Genomic DNA, 18483 nt, shown 5'->3' with positions numbered 1-18483 from the left:
AGGCCGGTTCGTCGTCAGGTCAGCGATTCTGCGCCGGACCCGGGGCCTTGCCACAAGCCCCCGGGTCGGCTATAAGTTGAAAGTGGAAAGGAGCGTTCTCCTTCCCCCTTCACGGCGCGATGCGCGCCGATCCTCGTTCCCCCCCAGTTCAGAACCGTTGGTGAGACTCGTGCAGCCCGACCTGCCGTGGCCCGGCACACGAATGCCCGTCCGGTGACCCTGTTCCGTACCGCGGGCCTGCCCGTCGCAATGCTGATGGGCTTCGCCACATTCGGGGGCTGGTCCCTGCTGCTGCCGGTGGTCCCGCTCGCCGTGTCCGACGCCGGAGCCTCCGATGCCGCCGCAGGCGCGGTGACCGCGGTCTTCATGGCGGCGACGGTCCTCACCCAGCTCGCGACACCCCGGCTTCTGCACAGCTGGGGCTACCGACCGGTGCTCGCCGTCGGGTGCGCGTTGCTCGGACTGCCCGCGCTGCTGTTCCTCGTGTCCGTCGCCGAACCCGTCGCCCTCGCGGTCTCCGTGATCCGCGGGATCGGGTTCGGGCTCGTGACCGTCGCCGGGAGCGCGCTCGTCGCCGAACTCGTCCCGGCGGATCTGCTCGGACGCGCGACGGGGGCACAGGGCATCGCGATCTCCGTCGGACAGATGCTCGCCCTCCCTGCCGGCCTCGCCCTGTACGGGCGCGGGCAGGCGGATCTGGTGTACCTGCTGGGTGCGGCGGTTCCCGTGGCTGCGGTCGGCGCCGTCGCGGCATTGCCCCCGATCCGGCACGCCCCGACGGGTGGGCCCGGAAATCGCCTCCCGGTATCGCTGCTGCTCCTGCCCTGTCTCGCGATGATCGTGGTCGCGTCCGTCTACGGCGGCGTCACGACCCTGCTGCCGATCGCCGTGACCGACCGCGCCGCGGCAGCCGGTGTCGCGCTGGCCGTCGTCAGCGGTGCCATCCTGGTCGGCCGGTACGGCGCAGGCGTGCTCGCCGACCGGATCGGCATCGGACGGGTGCTGGTGCCGGCTCTCGTGTGCGCGGGCGCCGGTGCGGCGCTGCTGGCCGTGTCCATCGCGTCGGACGGCGCCACCGGCCCGCTCGTCGCGGGGGCGGCGCTGTTCGGTGCCGGGTTCGGTGGTGTGCAGAACGAATCGCTGGTCCGGCTGTTCCGGTCCGCCGGTCCCACCCGGCTCGGCGCCGCCAGCGCGGCCTGGAACATCAGTTACGACGCGGGAACCGGTGCCGGGGCGCTCGCGCTCGGTGTCGTCGCGGGGGCCGCCGGGTACACCGCCGTGTTCGTCGTCTCGGCCGCCGCGATCGCGGTCGTGATCCCGGCGGCGTTGGTGGTTCCGGCGACCGTTCGCTCGGCCGATAGAGTTGAACCATGACCTCCGTCGCCCTCCTCGATTACGGTTCCGGGAACCTGCACTCCGCGCAGCGGGCGCTCGCGCGTGTCGGCGCCGACGTCACCGTCACCTCCGACCCCGACGTCGCTCTCGCCGCCGACGGTCTCGTCGTGCCCGGCGTGGGCGCCTTCGCGGCCTGCATGGAAGGTCTGAAGGCCGTTCGGGGCGAGCGGATCATCGGCAAGCGGCTCGCCGGTGGACGACCCGTCCTCGGCATCTGCGTCGGTATGCAGATCCTCTTCGATCGCGGCGTCGAGCACGGCGTCGAAGCCGACGGCTGCGGCGAATGGCCGGGCACCGTCGAGTTGCTCCAGGCCGAGGTGTTGCCGCACATGGGCTGGAACACGCTGCAGGCGCCCGACGACAGCGTCCTGTTCGCCGGCCTCGACGCCGACACCCGCTTCTACTTCGTGCACTCTTACGCCGCCCAGAAGTGGGAACTCGCGGACGACGACCTGATCGCGCCCGCCAAGCTGACCTGGGCCGATCACGGCGGCCCGTTCCTCGCCGCCGTCGAGAACGGCCCTCTGTCCGCCACCCAGTTCCACCCCGAGAAATCCGGGGACGCGGGTGCGGCGCTGCTGGAGAACTGGGTTCGCAGCCTGTGAGCGGGCAGCGCGGGAACCTGTCGCTGGCGACGCTCGCGCTGTCCTCGCTCGGCGCCGCGACGGCGGTGCTGGTCCTCACGACGGTCCTGATCGCGGTACTCGAACCGAGCCCTGTGCCGGGTCTGATCATCGGGGTCGGCGGCGTCGTGGGCGCGATCGTCGCGATGGGCGTCGTATCGACCAGGATGTCGCGCCGCGCCTTCGGCGACCCGGGTTCCACGGATTCCGGCGGGCCCGGCTCCGACCCGGGGACCGGTGCGTCGTCGTGACGCAGTAGTCTTCACGCACGTGAGCCTGGTCCTTTTGCCTGCGGTAGATGTCGTCGACGGTCAAGCTGTTCGCCTCGTTCAGGGAGAGGCAGGCAGCGAGACGAACTATGGCTCGCCGCGTGACGCCGCCCTCGCCTGGCAGAACGCCGGCGCCGAGTGGGTTCATCTCGTCGACCTCGATGCCGCTTTCGGGCGCGGCTCCAACCGCGACATGCTCGCAGGCGTCATCGGCGAGCTCGACGTGAAGGTCGAACTGTCCGGCGGTATCCGCGACGACGCGTCCCTCGAGGCGGCCCTCGCCACGGGATGCGCTCGCGTCAACCTCGGCACCGCCGCCATCGAGAACCCCGAGTGGTGCGCGAGCGCCATCGCCCGGTTCGGCGACAAGATCGCCGTCGGCCTCGACGTCCGGAACGTCGACGGCCGCTACCAGCTCCGCGGCCGCGGCTGGGTCACGGAGGGCGGCGACCTGTTCGAGACCCTCGCCCGCCTCGACCGCGACGGCTGCGCCCGATACGTCCTCACCGACGTCTCCAAGGACGGCACCCTCACCGGACCCAACCTGGACCTGCTGCGTGAGGTGTGCGCGGCCACCGACGCGCCCGTCGTCGCATCGGGCGGTATCTCCGTACTCGACGACGTCGTCGCGATCGCGGCGCTCGGCGACCTCGGCGTCGAGGGCGCGATCATCGGCAAGGCCCTCTACGCCGGACGGTTCACGTTGCCCGAGGCTCTCGCCGCGGTCTCCCGCTAGTCTCGCCGTATGACGGACCCACACGAGTTGCTCGCGGTGGCCGGGGGTGTGCTCGACGGGGCGGTGGAGTCGTTTCGCGCCGGCATCGGGGCACCGAGCGCGGTTGCCAAGGGGCCCAAGGACTTCGCGACCGCCGTCGACCTGGAACTCGAGAAACGGATCTCCGGGGAACTCGTCGCGCGCACCGGAATCGCCGTGCACGGTGAGGAATTCGGTGGCCCGGATCTCGGCAGCGGTCTGGTGTGGGTCCTCGATCCCGTCGACGGCACCCTGAACTACTCGGCGGGTCTGCCGATGGCAGGGATCCTGCTGTCGTTGCTGCGCGACGGCGAACCGATCCTGGGCCTGACGTGGTTGCCGATGATGAACCGGCGCTACAGCGCGGTGGTGGACGGCCCGCTGTACTGCAACGGTGAGGCACTACCCCGGCTCCAGCCGCAGGACCTGGCGGAAACAATGGTGGGCTTCGGCGCGTTCAACCTGGACGGACGCGGCCCGATCCCGGGCGAGTACCGGGTGCGGGCGCTCGGCGAGGTCAGCAGGGTGTGCCGTCGGCTGCGGATGCACGGCTCCACCGGTGCGGACCTGGCGTTCACCGCTGCCGGTGTGCTCGGTGCGGCGGTGGTCTACGGCTACCACGCGTGGGACAACGCGGCCGGGGTGGCGCTGGTGCGCGCTGCCGGTGGCGTCGTGACCGACCTCGCCGGCGAACCCTGGCACCTCGGGTCGCGGTCGGTGCTCGCCGCCGCGCCGGGCGTGCACGAACAGATCTTGGACATTCTCGTCTCCCTGGGTGACCCGGGGGACTATCGGGACGGCGGAAGTCGGGAAGGAACGACATGAGTGTGGCGGTACGGGTCATCCCGTGTCTGGACGTCGACGCGGGCCGCGTGGTCAAGGGCGTCAACTTCGAGAATCTGCGGGACGCCGGCGATCCGGTGGAGTTGGCCGCCGCCTACGATGCGCAGGGCGCCGACGAGCTGACCTTCCTCGACGTGACCGCATCCAGCGGTGACCGCGGCACCATGATCGACGTCGTCACCCGCACCGCCGAGCAGGTGTTCATCCCGCTCACGGTCGGTGGAGGTGTACGTACCGTGGACGACGTGGACCGGCTGCTGCGCGCGGGAGCGGACAAGGTCAGCGTCAACACCGCCGCCATCGCCCGCCCAGAGGTGCTGCGCGAGATGTCGCAGCGGTTCGGTGCCCAGTGCATCGTGCTGTCCGTCGACGCGCGCACCGTCCCCGAGGGACAGGAACCGACTCCGTCCGGCTGGGAGGTCACCACCCACGGCGGCAAGCGCGGCACCGGAATCGACGCGGTCGAGTGGGCGCGACGCGGCGCGGAACTCGGTGTGGGGGAGATCCTGCTGAACTCCATGGACGCCGACGGCACCAAGGCCGGATTCGACCTGCCGATGATCCGGGCGGTCCGTGCGGCCGTCCACGTGCCCGTGATCGCCAGCGGTGGAGCAGGCGCGGTCGAGCACTTCGCGCCCGCCGTGCAGGCGGGGGCCGACGCGGTGCTGGCCGCCAGCGTCTTCCACTTCGGCGACATGACGATCGGCGAGGTCAAGGAATCCATGCGAGCAGACGGGATCACGGTCCGATGAGCACTCTCGATCCGGCGATCGCGGCTCGGCTCAAGCGCAACGATGCCGGCCTGTTCAGTGCGGTCGCGCAGGAACGCGCCACCGGTGACGTGCTGATGGTGGCGTGGATGGACGACGAGGCCCTCGCGCGGACGCTGGAAACCCGTAAGGGAACGTACTTTTCGCGGTCCAGGAACGAGTACTGGGTCAAGGGCGAGACGTCCGGCCACACCCAGTACGTCCACGAGGTTCGGCTCGACTGCGACGGTGACAGCGTGCTGCTGATCGTCGACCAGGAGGGCGCGGCGTGCCACACCGGCACCCACACGTGCTTCGACTCCGACGTCCTGCTCGCGCGTCCCTAGGGCGCGGTGACACCGAGCGAGAGGGCGCCGAGCACCTTGGGGACGCCCTTCTCGTAGAAGACGTCGAGGTCGGCGATCTCGAAGCCGGCGTCCTGAACGAGGTCCGGTATCTCGCGGGTGAGGTGGCAGCCGCCCGCGACGGTCTTCTGGATCGGCTCCAGCCGTCGCTGCCAGCGCTGGACCTTCTCGTCCGGGGCGAGCCCGTGCTCGACGAAGTGCAGCGTCCCGCCCGGCTTCAGCACACGGCGCAGCTCACGCAGTGCGGCGCCGACGTCGGGGATCGTGCACATCGTCCAGGTCGACAGGGCGCTGTCGAAGTGTTCGTCGGGGAACGGCAGGGACTGCCCGTCGAGACCCGAGCGCTCGACCGGCACGGGTGCCGTCGCCAGCCGACCCTGGGCCAGCTTCCAGCCGAGGTCGGCCGGTTCGACGGCGGCGACGGTCTCCACGGCGCCCGGGTAGAACGGAACGTTCAGTCCCGACCCGAATCCGATCTCGACGACGTGGCCGTGCAACCCGGAGCACGCGCTCCGGCGCAGGTGGTCCAGCGAGGACAGACCGCACGAGACGTTGACCAGGCGCGGAACGACGTGGTTGTCGTAGAACCCCATGAGCGTCTCCTTCGGTTGCCCGACCGGTGCCCCAGGTTCGCGCGCTCGTCGGGCGGTGGTCGGTTCGGCGTCGATACCATCGTCCACCGTGGTCATTCCTGGGGGAAGCGGTGAGTTGCGGCGAAGTCTGGGCCTCGCGGACGCCGTCGTGATCGGTGTCGGCTCGATGGTCGGTGCAGGAATCTTCGTGGCGCTCGCTCCTGCAGCGCGGGCCGCAGGTTCGGGATTGCTGGTCGGACTGGCCGTCGCAGCGGTCGTCGCCTACTGCAATGCGACGTCCTCGGCACGCCTGGCGGCACGCTATCCGACGTCCGGCGGAACCTACGTCTACGGGCGGGAGCGGCTCGGCGAGTTCTGGGGTTTCCTCGCGGGCTGGGGTTTCGTCGTGGGTAAGACGGCGTCGTGCGCCGCGATGGCGCTCACCGTGGGCGTCTACGTGTGGCCCGACCATGCGCGCGTGATCGGAGCCGTGTCCGTTGTGGCGCTGACCGCCGTGAACTACCGCGGAATCGCCAAGTCCGCCACCGTGACCCGCATGATCGTCGTGTTCGTTGCAGTCGTACTCACGGCGGTCGTGACGGCGGCGCTGGGATCCGGGGCCCTGTCGTCCGGATCCCTGGCGGTCGAGTCCGACGCGACGGTGGGTGGCGTGCTCCAGGCGGCCGGTCTGCTGTTCTTCGCGTTCGCCGGCTACGCGCGCATCGCCACCCTCGGGGAGGAGGTCCGCGATCCGAAGCGGACGATTCCCCGGGCGATCGGAATCGCTCTCGGCCTCGCGTTCGCCGTGTACTCGGTGGTCGCGGTCTCCCTGCTCCTCGTGCTCGGGGCCGATGGGCTCGCGTCTTCGTCGGCGCCCCTGGTCGATGCGGTTCGGGAGGTCGGTACCGACTTGCTGGTGCCGGTCGTGGTGGCCGGGGCAGCGATCGCTGCGCTGGGGTCGTTGCTGTCCCTGATCCTGGGCGTGTCACGAACGATGTTCGCGATGGCCCGCGACCACCGGCTTCCGCACGTCCTCGCGGCGGTCCACCCCAGGTACGGCGTTCCCCACCGCGCCGAGGTCTCGGTCGGTGTGGTCGCCGTGATCCTGGTATTGACGGTCGATGTTCGCGAGGTCATCGGATTCTCGTCGTTCGGCGTGCTCGTCTACTACGCGATCGCGAACGCCTCGGCGTGGACCCTCACTCGTGCGGAGCGTCGCCCGCCGCGAATCGTGCCCGTCGTCGGGATCGCCGGATGCCTTGTTCTCGCCGCCACCCTGCCTGCGGCGTCGGTGCTGGTGGGGGCGGGTGTCCTCGCGGTGGGTGCCCTCGTCCACGGCGTTCGGGCGGGTCAGCTCCGGACGGGTCGGTGACGCCGCTCGGTCACGGATGCTGGTAGACGTCCGGGATTCCGTCGTTGTCGCTGTCGTCGGTCTGCCGCTCGTACAGTTCGCGATGGGCCCGGTTACGGATTCTGAGCGCGATGGTCGCGAGCAGTGCCGACACGATGCTGCCGACGAGGACACCGACCTTGACGTGGTCGATCCGGGTCTCGTCGCCGACGAAGGCGAGCTCGCCGATCAGGAGTGACACGGTGAATCCGATACCGCCGAGCAGCGCGACCGCGGCGACGTCGAGCCACCGCAGTCCCTCGGAGAGGCCGGTGCGGGTCACCTTCGCCGTCAGGTAGCTCGCTCCCGTGATGCCGACCGCCTTGCCCACCACGAGGCCGGCGATGATGCCGATGGCGACCGGGTCGGTGAGGGTGTTCACGAATCCGTCGATCCCGCCGACCGTCACACCCGCGGCGAAGAACGCGAACACCGGCACCGCGAATCCAGCGGAGAACGGCCGGATCCGGTGTTCGAAGTGTTCCGCGAGACCGGGACCCGCGTCGGGGCCACCCGCCTTGTCGCTGCGGAGGACGGGCACAGTGAGGCCGAGCGCGACACCCGCGATGGTGGCGTGGATGCCGGACTGGTGGAGCAGGGCCCAGGTGGCGACGGCGAGGGGGATGAGGATCCACCACGCGCGGATGCGTCTCTGGACGGCGAGCGCGAACAGGGCCAGCGGAATCAGCGCGAGGCCGAGATAGGCGAGGTTGATCTCGTCGGTGTAGAAGACCGCGATGACGGTGATCGCCAGCAGGTCGTCGACCACCGCCAGCGTCAGCAGGAACGTGCGCAACGCGAGCGGCAGGTGTGAACTGATCACCGCGAGGATGGCCACGGCGAATGCGATGTCCGTCGCGGTCGGGATGGCCCAGCCGTGGGTGGCGCCGTCGCCGGCGCCGAGTGTGATCGCGACGAAGATGGCGGCTGGCACCAGCATGCCGCCGATCGCGGCCATGACGGGCAGCGCGGCGCGCCGTGGGTCGCGCAGGTCGCCGGCGACGAACTCACGTTTGAGTTCGAGTCCGACGACGAAGAAGAAGATCGCCAGCAGTCCATCGGCCGCCCACAGCGACAGCGGCATGTTCAGGTGCAGGCTCTCCGGCCCGACCGTGAAATCGCTGATCTCGTAGTACATGTCGGACCACGGCGAGTTCGCCCAGACGAGGGCGACGGTCGCGGCGATCAGCAGCAGGATGCCGCCGACGGTTTCCTTGCGGAGAATCGTTGCGATGCGCGAGGTCTCGGGCCAGGAACCCGGGCTGAAGAGTGGCAGGTTTGCGAATGGTCGACTCATGAGAACTTCCCGTGTGGACCGTCGGCCGCCATGGGGGCGACGGCGGTCGCGGCGAACCGTGGCGACGGTCCCGGACGGCGGCGCGTGGCAGCCACGCGACCGGCCGTGCCGTCCGTTCGGGGGACGAACCGGAAGGTGGTCGATGCGTGGCCGTCAGGTGCGCGACGGTGGGCAGCCGGCCATCTTGCCGTGTGCATTGGTGCCCCAGGACGTCGTGTAACCGTTGGTTCCGCCGGGAAGTTTGTTCTCGTCGAACAGCAGTCGAGTCGGCCGCCGAAGTGCGCCGGCCCGTGTCGTGCAGCGGGAGTCCCGGATCCGAGAAGGCTCGTGCGGACCCCAGGAGACGCTGGTGTCGGCACTCTGCATGGTTCGACCTTACCGGCTGACGACCTGGAGTTCCGGCACCGTCCGCTCTCCGGTGATGGTCGGCCGGAGCCGATCGTCGAGGGGTCCGCCCCACGCGCTGTGGCACAGTTTCCCGTGTGCCGATGATTCAGATCACCCAGACCCCCGGGCTCACCACCGAGCAGAAGCGCGCCGTGATCGAGGCGGTGACCGCTGCCTATGCGGAGGCCGCGGGCAAGAACCCGGACAAGGTCTGGGTCACCATCACCGAGGTTCAGGGCGAGAACTGGGGGGTGGGCGGTACGCCTTTGGCCTGAGTCAGGCCTTGCCGGTGCCGCCGGCGATGGTCCGGTCGAGTTGGGTGACCATCGTCGAACCGAGCGTGAGCAGCGTGCGGACCTGGTCGTCGTCGAGTCCGTCGAACACCAGTGCCTGCACCGTCTCGACGTGGCCGGGAGCCGTGGCCACCACCTTCGCGTGGCCGGCCGGGGTGAGGACGGCGTACGAGCCGCGTCCGCCGACGATCGGCTCCCGGCGGACCCAGCCGGCCTTCTCCATGCGGGTGACCACGTGGGACAGGCGCGAGAGCGAGGCGTTCGCCTCCGTCGCGAGGACGTTGAGCTGGAGTCGCCGTTTCGGCGCCTCGGACAGGACGGCGAGCACGAAGTACTCGAAGTGGCTGATTCCGGCGTCGCGCTGGAGTTGGGTGTCGAGGGCGGCGGGAAGCCGGGTGCACAGCGCGACGAGTTCGCGCCACGCCTGCTGCTGCTCGTCGGTGAGCCAGCGCGGTGCGTCGCCGCCGCGTTGCGTTTCCTCTGCCTCGGCCATCCGGCACCCCCTGGGAATACTTGTCGAAACGGTGCGTTGACTCCTATATTAGTTGAAGCTTCAACCTATAGGAGTGGACATGCCGGATCTCGCCATGCCGACGCTGTACCTGAGCCATGGTGCACCGCCGCTCGTCGACGACCAACTGTGGGTCTCCGAACTCGCGGCCTGGTCGCACAACCTGCCCAGGCCGAAGGCGATCCTCATCGTGTCCGCGCACTGGGAATCCGCACCGCTGACCATCGGAACCGTCACCACCGGCACCCCGCTCGTCTACGACTTCGGCGGATTCGATCCCAAGTACCGACGTGTGCGCTACGCCGCGCCCGGTGCGCCCGACCTCGCACGCACCGTCGCCGCACTGATGCCCGACGACGAACCGGTGTACCACCTGCCGGACCGGGGACTCGACCACGGTGCGTACGTGCCGCTGACCGTCATGTATCCGGCCGCCGACATTCCGGTCCTGCAGATCTCCCTGCCGACCCTCGACCCGGCGCGGCTGCTCCACCTCGGCGAGCGCCTGCGGCCCTTGCGGGACGAGGGGGTGCTCGTCGTCGGATCCGGCTTCACCACCCACGGTCTGCCGTTCCTGCGCGACTGGACGCCGAACGCCGCTGCCCCCGGCTGGTCGCAGGAATTCGACGCCTGGGCCGCCGAGCGCTTCGCGGCAGGCGACGTCGACGCCCTCGTCGACTTCCGCAACGCAGCGCCGGGCATGCCCTACGCGCACCCGACCATCGAACACTTCGCGCCGCTGTTCGTCGCGCTCGGCGCCTCCAGCGACGCCGAACAGGAACCCGACCAGGTCGTCGACGGATTCTGGATGGGTCTGTCGAAGCGCTCACTGCAATTTGCCTGACGGCCTGTGCGCACTTCCGGTAGTGGGGACTACCGGAAGTGCGCACAGGTGCGTCAGCGCTTGAGGAACTCCAGAGCCTGATCGGCGTGTGTGTTGGCCTTCAGCTCGCTGGCGATCACCTTCTGAATCGTGAGATCGGTGCCGATCACGAAGGTGGTCCGTTTCACCGGCATGAACTTCGACAGCAGGCCGCGCTTCACACCGAACTGCTCGGCGACCGCGCCGCCGACGTCCGACAGCAGCGGGTAGTCGAACGACTTCGCCGCCGCGAACGACGACTGCGTCTCCACCGCATCCGTCGAGATTCCCGCGCGCGAGGCACCGACGGCGGCGAACTCGTCCGCCAGGTCACGGAAGTGGCAGGCCTCCGCCGTGCACACGGGCGTGTTCGCGGCAGGGTAGAAGAACAGCACGAGCGGCCCGTCCGCGACGAGCTCGCTCAGCGTCCGGACCGTGCCGGACTGATCGGGAAGCGCGAAGTCGGGTGCCTTGTCACCGGGATTCATGCGCCGAGAGTACGTGGCTCGGCCCACATCGAATACGGTCGGCGGATGCGGACGATCGTGCGGGGCTTCTGGGGGCCACGGCCCGAATCGCTCGACGAGGTCGCCGACCGTTGGCTGGCGACACTGACGGCGATCGACGAGTTGCTGCCCGGCGCCGGTTGGCAGCACGTGCATGCGTCGGGGCCGCCCACTGCTCTCCCTCCGGAGCGCGCGCCACTGCTCGGAGCACTGCGGGCGGCCGAGGCCGCAGAAGGGTGGTCGGACGTGATCGGGACCGGGCTGCGTCTGATCCGAACCACGACGGCGGGCGGTGAGATCGAGGTGAGCGGGCTGGCGGGAGGAGCCCCCGAATACCTGCTGCAGTCACTCGTGATCGGCATCACCTCACCCGACGGGGTCGCGCTCCCCGAGGCCCGACTCCTCGCGGCCGTGGTGCTCGCGTGGGAACCGGATTTCGGGGACGTGACGGACGACGACATCCTCGACGCGCTCGAGGACGACGGCGGATTCGCGGTCGACGATCCGGCGATCGGCCGGCTCGCCTACCTGTCGGCGCGGCGCGGCGCCCGGCTGCCGGACGACCTGGGGGCCGCACGTCGGGAGGCGCTCGTGGGTGGCGTCGTCGTCGCGACGAGTGGGGGACCGGACGCGGTCGTGCGGGTGGCCGGGCTCCTGCGTGACGCCGGAGTCCTCCAGCCGCTTCCCAGGCCGATGGATCGTGCGCTCTGGTAGGCGGCCATCGCAATCGCCTCCGACCGCTCCTGCGATGATTGACCCCATGTCCGGCGAGCCAACCACCGTCCCGTCCGTGTCCGCCGCAGCCGACACGACCGCAGCCACCACCAGCCGCGCCCAGTTCCGGGCGCTCGCGGCCGAACACCGGGTCGTGCCCGTGACCCGAAAGGTGCTGGCGGACTCCGAAACTCCACTGTCCGCGTACCGCAAGCTGGCGGCCGACCGACCCGGCACGTTCCTGCTGGAATCGGCCGAGAACGGACGCTCGTGGTCGCGCTGGTCCTTCATCGGCGTCGGTTCGCCCGCCGCACTGACCGTCGTCGACGGCGAAGCCGCCTGGTACGGCAACGTCCCCGCGGGCGCGCCGTCCGGTGGTGATCCGATCGCGGCACTCGGACAGACCCTCGAACTCCTGCGCAGTGAGCACCTGCCGGACATGCCGCCGCTGACGGGCGGCATGGTCGGATTTCTCGGCTACGACGTCGTCCGACGTCTCGAACGGCTCCCCAGCCACGCAGTGGACGACCTGCACATCCCCGAGATGGTGATGCTGCTCGCCACCGATCTCGCGGCGGTCGACCACCACGAGGGCGCGATCACGCTGATCGCCAACGCCGTCAACTGGGACGGCAGCGACGAGCGGGTCGACGAAGCCTACGACGACGCGGTTGCCCGTCTCGACGAGATGACCCGGGCGCTCGGTGCGCCCTCGACGTCCACCGTCTCGGCGTTCACGACTCCCGCCCCCGAGTTCCGTCGCCAGCGGACCACCGAGGAGTTCGGTGCCGACGTCCGCCGCCTGATCTCGGAGATCGAAGCGGGCGAGGCCTTCCAGGTGGTGCTCTCCCAACGGTTCGAGATGGACACCGACGCCGCTCCCGTCGACATCTACCGCATGCTCCGCGCCTCCAACCCGAGCCCGTACATGTACCTCGTCAACGTCCCGGACGGCGACGGCGGCACCGCCTTCGCGATCGTCGGGTCCAGCCCCGAATCGCTGGTCACCGTCAAGGACGGCACCGCCACCACGCACCCCATCGCGGGCACCCGCTGGCGCGGCGACACGGAGGAGGAGGACCTCCTGCTGGAGAAGGACCTGATCGCGGACGAGAAGGAGAACTCCGAGCACCTCATGCTCGTCGACCTCGGGCGCAACGACCTCGGTCGGGTCTGCGAGCCCGGCACCGTGAAGGTGCACGACTACCGGCACGTGGAGCGCTACAGCCACGTCATGCACCTGGTCTCGACCGTGACCGGTCGGCTGGCGGACGGCAAGCACGCGCTCGACGCCGTCACCGCCTGCTTCCCGGCAGGCACCTTGTCCGGCGCGCCCAAGGTCCGGGCGATGGAGTTGATCGACGAGCTCGAACCCACCCGCCGCGGCATCTACGGCGGCATCGTCGGCTACCTCGACTTCGCCGGCGACGCGGACACCGCCATCGCGATCCGCTCGGCACTCGTGAAGGACGGCGTCGCCTACGTGCAGGCGGGCGCGGGTGTCGTCGCCGACTCCGATCCCGTCTACGAGGACACCGAGGCACGGAACAAGGCCATGTCCGCGCTCAGCGCGATCGCTGCCGCGGGCACCCTCCACACCATCGGCGGCGGCGATGACTGACGCCGAGCCGGCTCCCGCCAGGAGGTCGCCTGCCGCCGCGGCGCTGCCCGCGCTGCTGCTGGCGGTGGCCGCACTGTGCCTCTGGGCGTCCTCGCGGATGACGTGGGTGCAGGTGGACTCGTTCGACGGACTCGGCGAGGCACGCACGACGGCGTTGATCGGCGGGACCTGGGCGGCGGCGACCACCCCGCTGGCGCTCGCCCTGCTCGCCGCGATCGCGGCGTCCTTCGCGGTCCGAGGATGGGCGTTGCGGGTGCTGGCGGTCCTGGTGGCCGTCGTCGCGGTCGCGGCGATCGTCCCCGCGGTGACGATGCTCGTCTCCGACGTCGACGCCGATCGCGCCGGACGGCTCGCGGAACTGCCCGACCGGGCGGAGGTGACGAGCACCGCGGTGTCCACCGGTCCCGCGGTGCTGGTGATCGCCGGGGGAGTCGTGGCGCTCGTGGCCGCGGTGCTGCTGCTGCGGCGCGCATCGGTCAGCACGGGCCTGTCGGCCAAGTACGCGGCACCGGCCGCGCGACGCGACGAGGCGGTCAAGCGCCGGGAATCCAGTGAACCGCCGAGCCAGCGGGTCCTGTGGGACGCGCTCGACGCGGGCGACGACCCCACCGACGACGACACCGACGACCAGGACGGACCGGGTTCGGACAGAGGCACGGACACCCGCCGTTAGTCAAGACATGGGCGGCATCTAGGCTTGCTCGGACGGATGACGTTTCTCACAATCGGCAACTGCCCAGAAAGGACTCGGGACGCGATGACAGTTCTCGATTCGATTCTCGACGGGGTGCGCGCCGACGTCGCCGCTCGCGAATCCCAGCTCGACTTCGCCGCCGTGAAGGCCGCCGCCGCAGCTGCATCGCCCGCACTCGACGCGGCCGCCGCGCTCCGGGCCGACGGCATCGGTGTCATCGCGGAGGTCAAGCGCGCAAGCCCGTCGAAGGGCGAGCTGTCCACGATCGCCGACCCGGCCTCGCTGGCCCGCGCGTACGAGGAGGGTGGGGCGCGTGTGATCAGCGTGCTCACCGAGGAGCGGCGCTTCAAGGGGTCGCTCGCGGACCTCGACGCCGTCCGGAAGGCCGTGTCGATCCCGGTCCTGCGCAAGGACTTCATCGTCGGCCCCTACCAGATCCACGAGGCCCGTGCCCACGGCGCGGACGTGATCCTCCTGATCGTGGCGGCGCTCGACCAGAACACCCTCGCGTCGCTGCTCGACCGGACCGAGTCGCTGGGCATGACCGCCCTCGTCGAGGTACACACCGAGGAAGAGGCCGACCGCGCCCTCGAGGCGGGTGCGAGTGTCATCGGAATCAACGCCCGCAACCTGAAGACCCTCGAGGTCGACCGTGACACCTTCGCCCGCATCGCACCGGGCCTGCCGAGCCGCGTCGTCAAGATCGCCGAGTCCGGCGTCCGGGGCACCGCGGACCTGCTCGCCTACGCGGGCGCCGGAGCCGACGCCGTGCTCGTCGGCGAGGGTCTGGTCACCAGCGGCGACCCCCGCACGGCCGTCAAGGATCTGGTCGCAGCCGGGACACACCCGTCCTGCCCGAAGCCCGCCCGCTGACAGTCCTACCCGTCCGGACCCGGTCGGTCCGCCCTAGGGCAGACTGAACAGGTGACTGCAGACGATCCCGTACTTTCCGCCAAGGGCTTCCCCAGCACGAACCAGGGCCTGCCGCTCATGAGCGAGGCCGTGGCCGTCCCCAGCGCGCACGAACCCGATGCCGCCGGACACTTCGGGGTCTTCGGTGGTCGGTACCTCCCCGAGGCTCTGATGGCCGTGATCGAAGAGGTCACCGCCGCCTACGAGAAGGAACGCAGCGACCCGGGATTCCTGGCCGAGCTCGACCGTCTCCAGCGTGACTACACGGGTCGACCCTCGCCGGTCTACGAGGCGACCCGGCTCAGTGAGCACGCAGGTGGTGCGCGGCTGTTCCTCAAGCGCGAAGACCTCAATCACACCGGTTCGCACAAGATCAACAACGTGCTGGGGCAGGTGCTGCTCGCCAAGCGCATGGGGAAGACCCGGATCATCGCCGAGACGGGTGCCGGCCAGCACGGCGTCGCGACCGCGACCGCGTGCGCGCTCTTCGGTCTCGAATGCCTCGTGTACATGGGTGAGGTCGACACCAAACGGCAGGCCCTGAACGTCGCGCGCATGCGACTGCTCGGCGCCGAGGTCGTCGCCGCGGTGACGGGCTCGCGCACACTCAAGGACGCCATCAACGAGGCGATGCGCGACTGGGTCACCAACGCCGACAACACCTACTACTGCTTCGGTACCGCCGCCGGTCCGCACCCGTTCCCCGCGATGGTCCGGGACTTCCAGCGCATCATCGGCCTCGAAGCGCGCGCCCAGGTCAGTGCGCTGACCGGTCGCCTGCCCGACGCCGTCGTGGCGTGCGTCGGTGGCGGGTCCAATGCCATCGGCATCTTCCACCCCTTCATCGACGACCCGTCGGTGAAGTTGGTCGGCATCGAGGCGGGGGGCGACGGCGTCGACACCGGCCGGCACGCCGCGACGATCGGCGGCGGTTCCCACGGCGCGCTGCACGGGGCGTACTCGTACCTGCTTCAGGACGAGGACGGGCAGACCGTCGAATCGCACTCGATCTCGGCCGGACTCGACTATCCCGGTGTCGGACCGGAACATTCGTGGCTCGCCGACACCGGGCGAGCCGAGTACCGGTCGGCCACCGACACCGACGCGATGGAAGCGTTCCGGCTGCTGTGCCGCACCGAGGGCATCATTCCGGCGATCGAATCCGCGCACGCCGTCGCGGGTGCGCTCGAACTCGGCAGGGAACTCGGCGAGGGAGCGATCGTCCTGGTGAACCTCTCGGGTCGCGGCGACAAGGACGTCGACACCGCAGGCAAGTGGTTCGGGTACCTGCCCACCGACAGCACCGACACCGAAGGAGCCGCGCAGTGAGCGCCCCGCACGAACGCCTCACCGAGATCTTCACGACCTGCCGCGCCGAGAAGCGCGCCGCGCTGGTCGGCTACCTCCCGGTCGGCTATCCGACGGTCGAGAAGTCCATCGAGGCCGTCGTCACGCTCGTCGAGGGCGGCTGCGACCTCGTCGAGGTCGGCATCCCCTACAGCGATCCCGTCATGGACGGCACCACGATCCAGAACGCGGCCAACGCGGCGCTCGCCGCCGGTGTGCGTGTGCGTGACGTGTTCCCGGCAGTCAAGGCCGTCACCGACGCGGGCGGGGCCGCCGTCGTCATGACGTACTGGAACCTCGTGCTCAAGTACGGCGTCGAGGAGTTCGCCCGTGACCTCGCTGCCGCGGGCGGTCTCGGCATCATCACCCCGGACCTGATTCCCGACGAGGCCGCCGACTGGATCGCGGCCTCCGACAAGTACGGGCTGGGACGCATCTTCCTCGTGGCACCCAGTTCCACCGCCGAGCGGCTCGCGATGACCGTCGACTCCTGCCGCGGATTCGTGTACGCGACCTCGACGATGGGCGTCACCGGCGCCCGCGACGCCGTCGACAACCGGGCCCCGGAGATCGTCGCGCGGGTTCGTGCGCACTCCGACATCCCGATCGGTGTCGGGCTCGGTGTTCGTTCGGGTGCGCAGGCGGCGGAGATCGCGGCCTACGCGGACGCCGTCATCGTCGGGTCCGCGCTCGTCACCGCTGCCGGTGAGGGCCCGGACGCGGTGCGGGCGCTCACCGCCGACCTCGCGGCCGGTGTCCGTTCGGCTACCGTGGCGTCGTGACGTCCACTGTCGATCTGCTCGCCTACATCCCCAGCCCGCCGCAGGGTGTGTGGGAAATCGGTCCGTTTCCGTTGCGCGCCTATGCGTTCTTCATCATCGTCGGCATCGTCGTCGCGGTGGTGTGGGGCGACCGCCGTTGGGTGGCGCGTGGTGGCGAGAAGGGCACCGTTCTCGACGTCGCCATCTGGGCGGTGCCGTTCGGTCTGATCGGCGGCCGGCTGTACCACGTCCTCACCGACTGGAGCACCTACTTCGGCGAGGGCGGGAATCCCGGTGACGCACTGAAGATCTGGCAGGGAGGCCTCGGAATCTGGGGTGCCGTCGCCTTCGGTGCCGTCGGCGCCTGGATCGGCTGCCGCCAGCGGGGCGTCTCCGTCGCGGCGCTCGGTGACGCGATCGCACCCGGAATCCTGTTGGCGCAGGCCATCGGCCGCGTCGGCAACTGGTTCAACCAGGAGCTGTACGGCCGGGAGACGACCGTCCCGTGGGGCCTGGAGATCTACGAGCGGGTCAACGACGCCGGTCGTCTCGACCAGCTCGCCGGAACGTCCAACGGTGTCGTCGAGAAGGTCGTGCACCCGACGTTCCTGTACGAGCTGATCTGGAACGTGCTGATCGTGATCCTGCTGGTCGTGGTGGACCGCCGGTTCCGGATCGGACACGGACGACTGTTCGCGCTCTACGCCGCCGGCTACAGCCTGGGACGGTTCTTCGTCGAGCTCATGCGCGACGACCACGCGACCCACATCGCCGGAATTCGCATCAACTCGTTCACGTCCGCGATCGTGTTCGCGCTCGCGATCGCCTACTTCGTGCTCGCAACCAAGGGTCGTGAGACGCCGGCCGAACTGCGGATCGGGAAGGCCCGCGAGCAGTACCTGGCGGATCATCCGGAGGAGACGAAGGACTCCGGTCCCTCCGCCGAACCGGATGGTGCGGAGAAGCCCGCCGAAGCGGACACTGGGCAGAGTGACGAGGGGCCCGGTGAGGGTTCCTCCGGCGGAGGTGCCGCGAGCACCGAGTCGTCGAGCAGCTGAGGAGAGACCACGTGACCGGTCCGGCAGACGACTGGCAGGAACGCATCGAGTCGGGACGCTCGTTCTATCCCGATTTCGAGGAGCAGTACCCGCCGAAACCCGACCCCGTGTTCCCGCCGCACCCGGCGGCGGGAGGCCCGCGCGACTTCGCGTCGCCCGGCGCAACCCAGCAGTTCCCCGCCGTGCCGGGATACGGCTACCCGCCCGCCGACGCGGGCGCGCCGTTCGGTCGGGACCCGGTGACCGGTGAGCCGCTGTCCGACAAGTCGCGGCTCGCGGGTGGGTTGCTCCAGGTACTGCTTCCCTTTGCCGGCATCTGCGGGGTGGGCCGCATCTACATCGGCAGCACCACCATCGGACTCATCCAATTGCTCGGCATGTTCGTCGCGATGTTCATGTCGCTGCTGCTGATCGGCATTCCGTTCATGATCGCGATCTGGTTCTGGTCGGTCATCGACGGCATCCTCATGCTCGCGGGCAACGTTCGCGACCCCTACGGACGCAAGCTCCGCAGCTGAGAACGGGCGGGTTGGGTCCCCGAAATTCGGCCTGCTCCACGG

At 69.8% G+C, this 18483-nt stretch carries 23 protein-coding genes; 18 read left to right on the top strand and 5 right to left on the bottom strand.

Going from position 1 to position 18483, the window contains the following annotated elements; all coding sequences use genetic code 11:
- Positions 1 to 249 precede the first annotated feature (249 nt).
- Genes ACFSJG_RS12065 through hisI form a run of 7 tightly spaced genes read left to right on the top strand, consistent with a single transcriptional unit; the run spans position 250 to position 4980 of the window.
- Entirely contained in the window at positions 250 to 1374 is a 1125-nt protein-coding gene (locus ACFSJG_RS12065; RefSeq protein WP_378485959.1) for an MFS transporter, read from the top strand.
- Positions 1371 to 2000 (top strand): imidazole glycerol phosphate synthase subunit HisH, encoded by a 630-nt coding sequence (gene hisH / locus ACFSJG_RS12060; RefSeq protein ID WP_378485462.1) that lies wholly within the window; start codon positions 1371 to 1373, stop codon positions 1998 to 2000. The genes ACFSJG_RS12065 and hisH overlap by 4 nt, the downstream gene beginning before the upstream one ends.
- Entirely contained in the window at positions 1997 to 2269 is a 273-nt protein-coding gene (locus tag ACFSJG_RS12055; protein WP_378485461.1) for a hypothetical protein, read from the top strand. The genes hisH and ACFSJG_RS12055 overlap by 4 nt, the downstream gene beginning before the upstream one ends.
- 19 nt (positions 2270 to 2288) lie before the next feature.
- Entirely contained in the window at positions 2289 to 3023 is a 735-nt protein-coding gene (gene priA, locus ACFSJG_RS12050) for a bifunctional 1-(5-phosphoribosyl)-5-((5-phosphoribosylamino)methylideneamino)imidazole-4-carboxamide isomerase/phosphoribosylanthranilate isomerase PriA (RefSeq protein ID WP_378485460.1), read from the top strand.
- A gap of 9 nt (positions 3024 to 3032) precedes the next feature.
- Positions 3033 to 3866, top strand: coding sequence for an inositol monophosphatase family protein (locus ACFSJG_RS12045; protein ID WP_378485459.1), 834 nt, complete (start codon positions 3033 to 3035; stop codon positions 3864 to 3866).
- Entirely contained in the window at positions 3863 to 4636 is a 774-nt protein-coding gene (hisF, locus tag ACFSJG_RS12040; RefSeq protein WP_378485458.1) for an imidazole glycerol phosphate synthase subunit HisF, read from the top strand. The genes ACFSJG_RS12045 and hisF overlap by 4 nt, the downstream gene beginning before the upstream one ends.
- Positions 4633 to 4980, top strand: coding sequence for a phosphoribosyl-AMP cyclohydrolase (gene hisI, locus ACFSJG_RS12035; RefSeq protein WP_378485457.1), 348 nt, complete (start codon positions 4633 to 4635; stop codon positions 4978 to 4980). The genes hisF and hisI overlap by 4 nt, the downstream gene beginning before the upstream one ends.
- Here hisI and ACFSJG_RS12030 read toward each other — a convergent pair.
- Positions 4977 to 5591 carry a class I SAM-dependent methyltransferase gene (locus ACFSJG_RS12030; protein ID WP_378485456.1) on the bottom strand — a complete coding sequence of 205 codons (615 nt, stop codon included), beginning with the start codon at positions 5589 to 5591 and terminating at the stop codon, positions 4977 to 4979. The genes hisI and ACFSJG_RS12030 overlap by 4 nt on opposite strands.
- Before the next feature lie 88 nt (positions 5592 to 5679).
- On the opposite strand from ACFSJG_RS12030, the gene ACFSJG_RS12025 reads away from it, so the two are divergent.
- Positions 5680 to 6942, top strand: coding sequence for an APC family permease (locus ACFSJG_RS12025; RefSeq protein WP_378485455.1), 1263 nt, complete (start codon positions 5680 to 5682; stop codon positions 6940 to 6942).
- Positions 6943 to 6952: 10 nt separating this feature from the next.
- Here ACFSJG_RS12025 and nhaA read toward each other — a convergent pair whose 3' ends face one another.
- Complete coding sequence (nhaA, locus tag ACFSJG_RS12020; RefSeq protein WP_378485454.1) at positions 6953 to 8257, bottom strand: Na+/H+ antiporter NhaA; 1305 nt, start codon at positions 8255 to 8257, stop codon at positions 6953 to 6955.
- A 153-nt stretch (positions 8258 to 8410) separates the two neighbouring features.
- A complete protein-coding gene (locus tag ACFSJG_RS12015; RefSeq protein ID WP_378485453.1) occupies positions 8411 to 8623 on the bottom strand; it encodes a hypothetical protein in 213 nt (70 codons plus the stop codon).
- Between the two features lie 116 nt (positions 8624 to 8739).
- On the opposite strand from ACFSJG_RS12015, the gene ACFSJG_RS12010 reads away from it, so the two are divergent.
- Entirely contained in the window at positions 8740 to 8919 is a 180-nt protein-coding gene (locus ACFSJG_RS12010; RefSeq protein WP_043807475.1) for a tautomerase family protein, read from the top strand.
- A gap of 1 nt (position 8920) precedes the next feature.
- Here the strand turns inward: ACFSJG_RS12010 and ACFSJG_RS12005 are convergent, their stop codons facing one another.
- On the bottom strand, positions 8921 to 9430 hold the full coding sequence (locus tag ACFSJG_RS12005; RefSeq protein WP_378485452.1) for a MarR family winged helix-turn-helix transcriptional regulator: 510 nt from the start codon (positions 9428 to 9430) through the stop codon (positions 8921 to 8923).
- Between the two features lie 94 nt (positions 9431 to 9524).
- On the opposite strand from ACFSJG_RS12005, the gene ACFSJG_RS12000 reads away from it, so the two are divergent.
- Positions 9525 to 10292, top strand: a complete 768-nt coding sequence (locus tag ACFSJG_RS12000; protein WP_378485958.1) for a dioxygenase family protein — start codon at positions 9525 to 9527, stop codon at positions 10290 to 10292.
- A gap of 53 nt (positions 10293 to 10345) precedes the next feature.
- On the opposite strand, the gene ACFSJG_RS11995 is transcribed toward ACFSJG_RS12000, so the two are convergent.
- Complete coding sequence (locus tag ACFSJG_RS11995) at positions 10346 to 10798, bottom strand: peroxiredoxin (protein WP_378485451.1); 453 nt, start codon at positions 10796 to 10798, stop codon at positions 10346 to 10348.
- A gap of 45 nt (positions 10799 to 10843) precedes the next feature.
- On the opposite strand from ACFSJG_RS11995, the gene ACFSJG_RS11990 reads away from it, so the two are divergent.
- The 8 genes from ACFSJG_RS11990 (at position 10844) to ACFSJG_RS11955 (ending at position 18441) form a co-directional block, all read left to right on the top strand.
- Positions 10844 to 11530, top strand: coding sequence for a hypothetical protein (locus ACFSJG_RS11990; RefSeq protein ID WP_378485450.1), 687 nt, complete (start codon positions 10844 to 10846; stop codon positions 11528 to 11530).
- Positions 11531 to 11576: 46 nt separating this feature from the next.
- Positions 11577 to 13151 carry an anthranilate synthase component I gene (locus ACFSJG_RS11985; protein WP_378485449.1) on the top strand — a complete coding sequence of 525 codons (1575 nt, stop codon included), beginning with the start codon at positions 11577 to 11579 and terminating at the stop codon, positions 13149 to 13151.
- Positions 13144 to 13824 (top strand): TIGR02234 family membrane protein, encoded by a 681-nt coding sequence (locus tag ACFSJG_RS11980; protein ID WP_378485448.1) that lies wholly within the window; start codon positions 13144 to 13146, stop codon positions 13822 to 13824. The genes ACFSJG_RS11985 and ACFSJG_RS11980 overlap by 8 nt, the downstream gene beginning before the upstream one ends.
- Positions 13825 to 13908: 84 nt before the next feature.
- Complete coding sequence (gene trpC / locus ACFSJG_RS11975) at positions 13909 to 14718, top strand: indole-3-glycerol phosphate synthase TrpC (RefSeq protein WP_378485447.1); 810 nt, start codon at positions 13909 to 13911, stop codon at positions 14716 to 14718.
- Between the two features lie 117 nt (positions 14719 to 14835).
- Positions 14836 to 16086: a tryptophan synthase subunit beta gene (trpB, locus tag ACFSJG_RS11970; protein WP_378485957.1), complete on the top strand. Its 1251-nt coding sequence runs from the start codon at positions 14836 to 14838 to the stop codon at positions 16084 to 16086.
- Positions 16083 to 16886 carry a tryptophan synthase subunit alpha gene (gene trpA / locus ACFSJG_RS11965; RefSeq protein ID WP_378485446.1) on the top strand — a complete coding sequence of 268 codons (804 nt, stop codon included), beginning with the start codon at positions 16083 to 16085 and terminating at the stop codon, positions 16884 to 16886. Before trpB ends, trpA begins: the two co-directional genes overlap by 4 nt.
- Positions 16883 to 17923, top strand: coding sequence for a prolipoprotein diacylglyceryl transferase (lgt, locus tag ACFSJG_RS11960; protein ID WP_378485445.1), 1041 nt, complete (start codon positions 16883 to 16885; stop codon positions 17921 to 17923). Before trpA ends, lgt begins: the two co-directional genes overlap by 4 nt.
- Positions 17924 to 17934: 11 nt before the next feature.
- Complete coding sequence (locus ACFSJG_RS11955) at positions 17935 to 18441, top strand: TM2 domain-containing protein (RefSeq protein WP_378485444.1); 507 nt, start codon at positions 17935 to 17937, stop codon at positions 18439 to 18441.
- Positions 18442 to 18483 lie beyond the last annotated feature (42 nt).

The sequence above is a fragment of the Rhodococcus gannanensis genome (assembly GCF_042681175.1).
Taxonomy (GTDB): domain Bacteria; phylum Actinomycetota; class Actinomycetes; order Mycobacteriales; family Mycobacteriaceae; genus Rhodococcus_G; species Rhodococcus_G gannanensis.
This window is presented reverse-complemented; position numbering and strand designations above follow the sequence as displayed.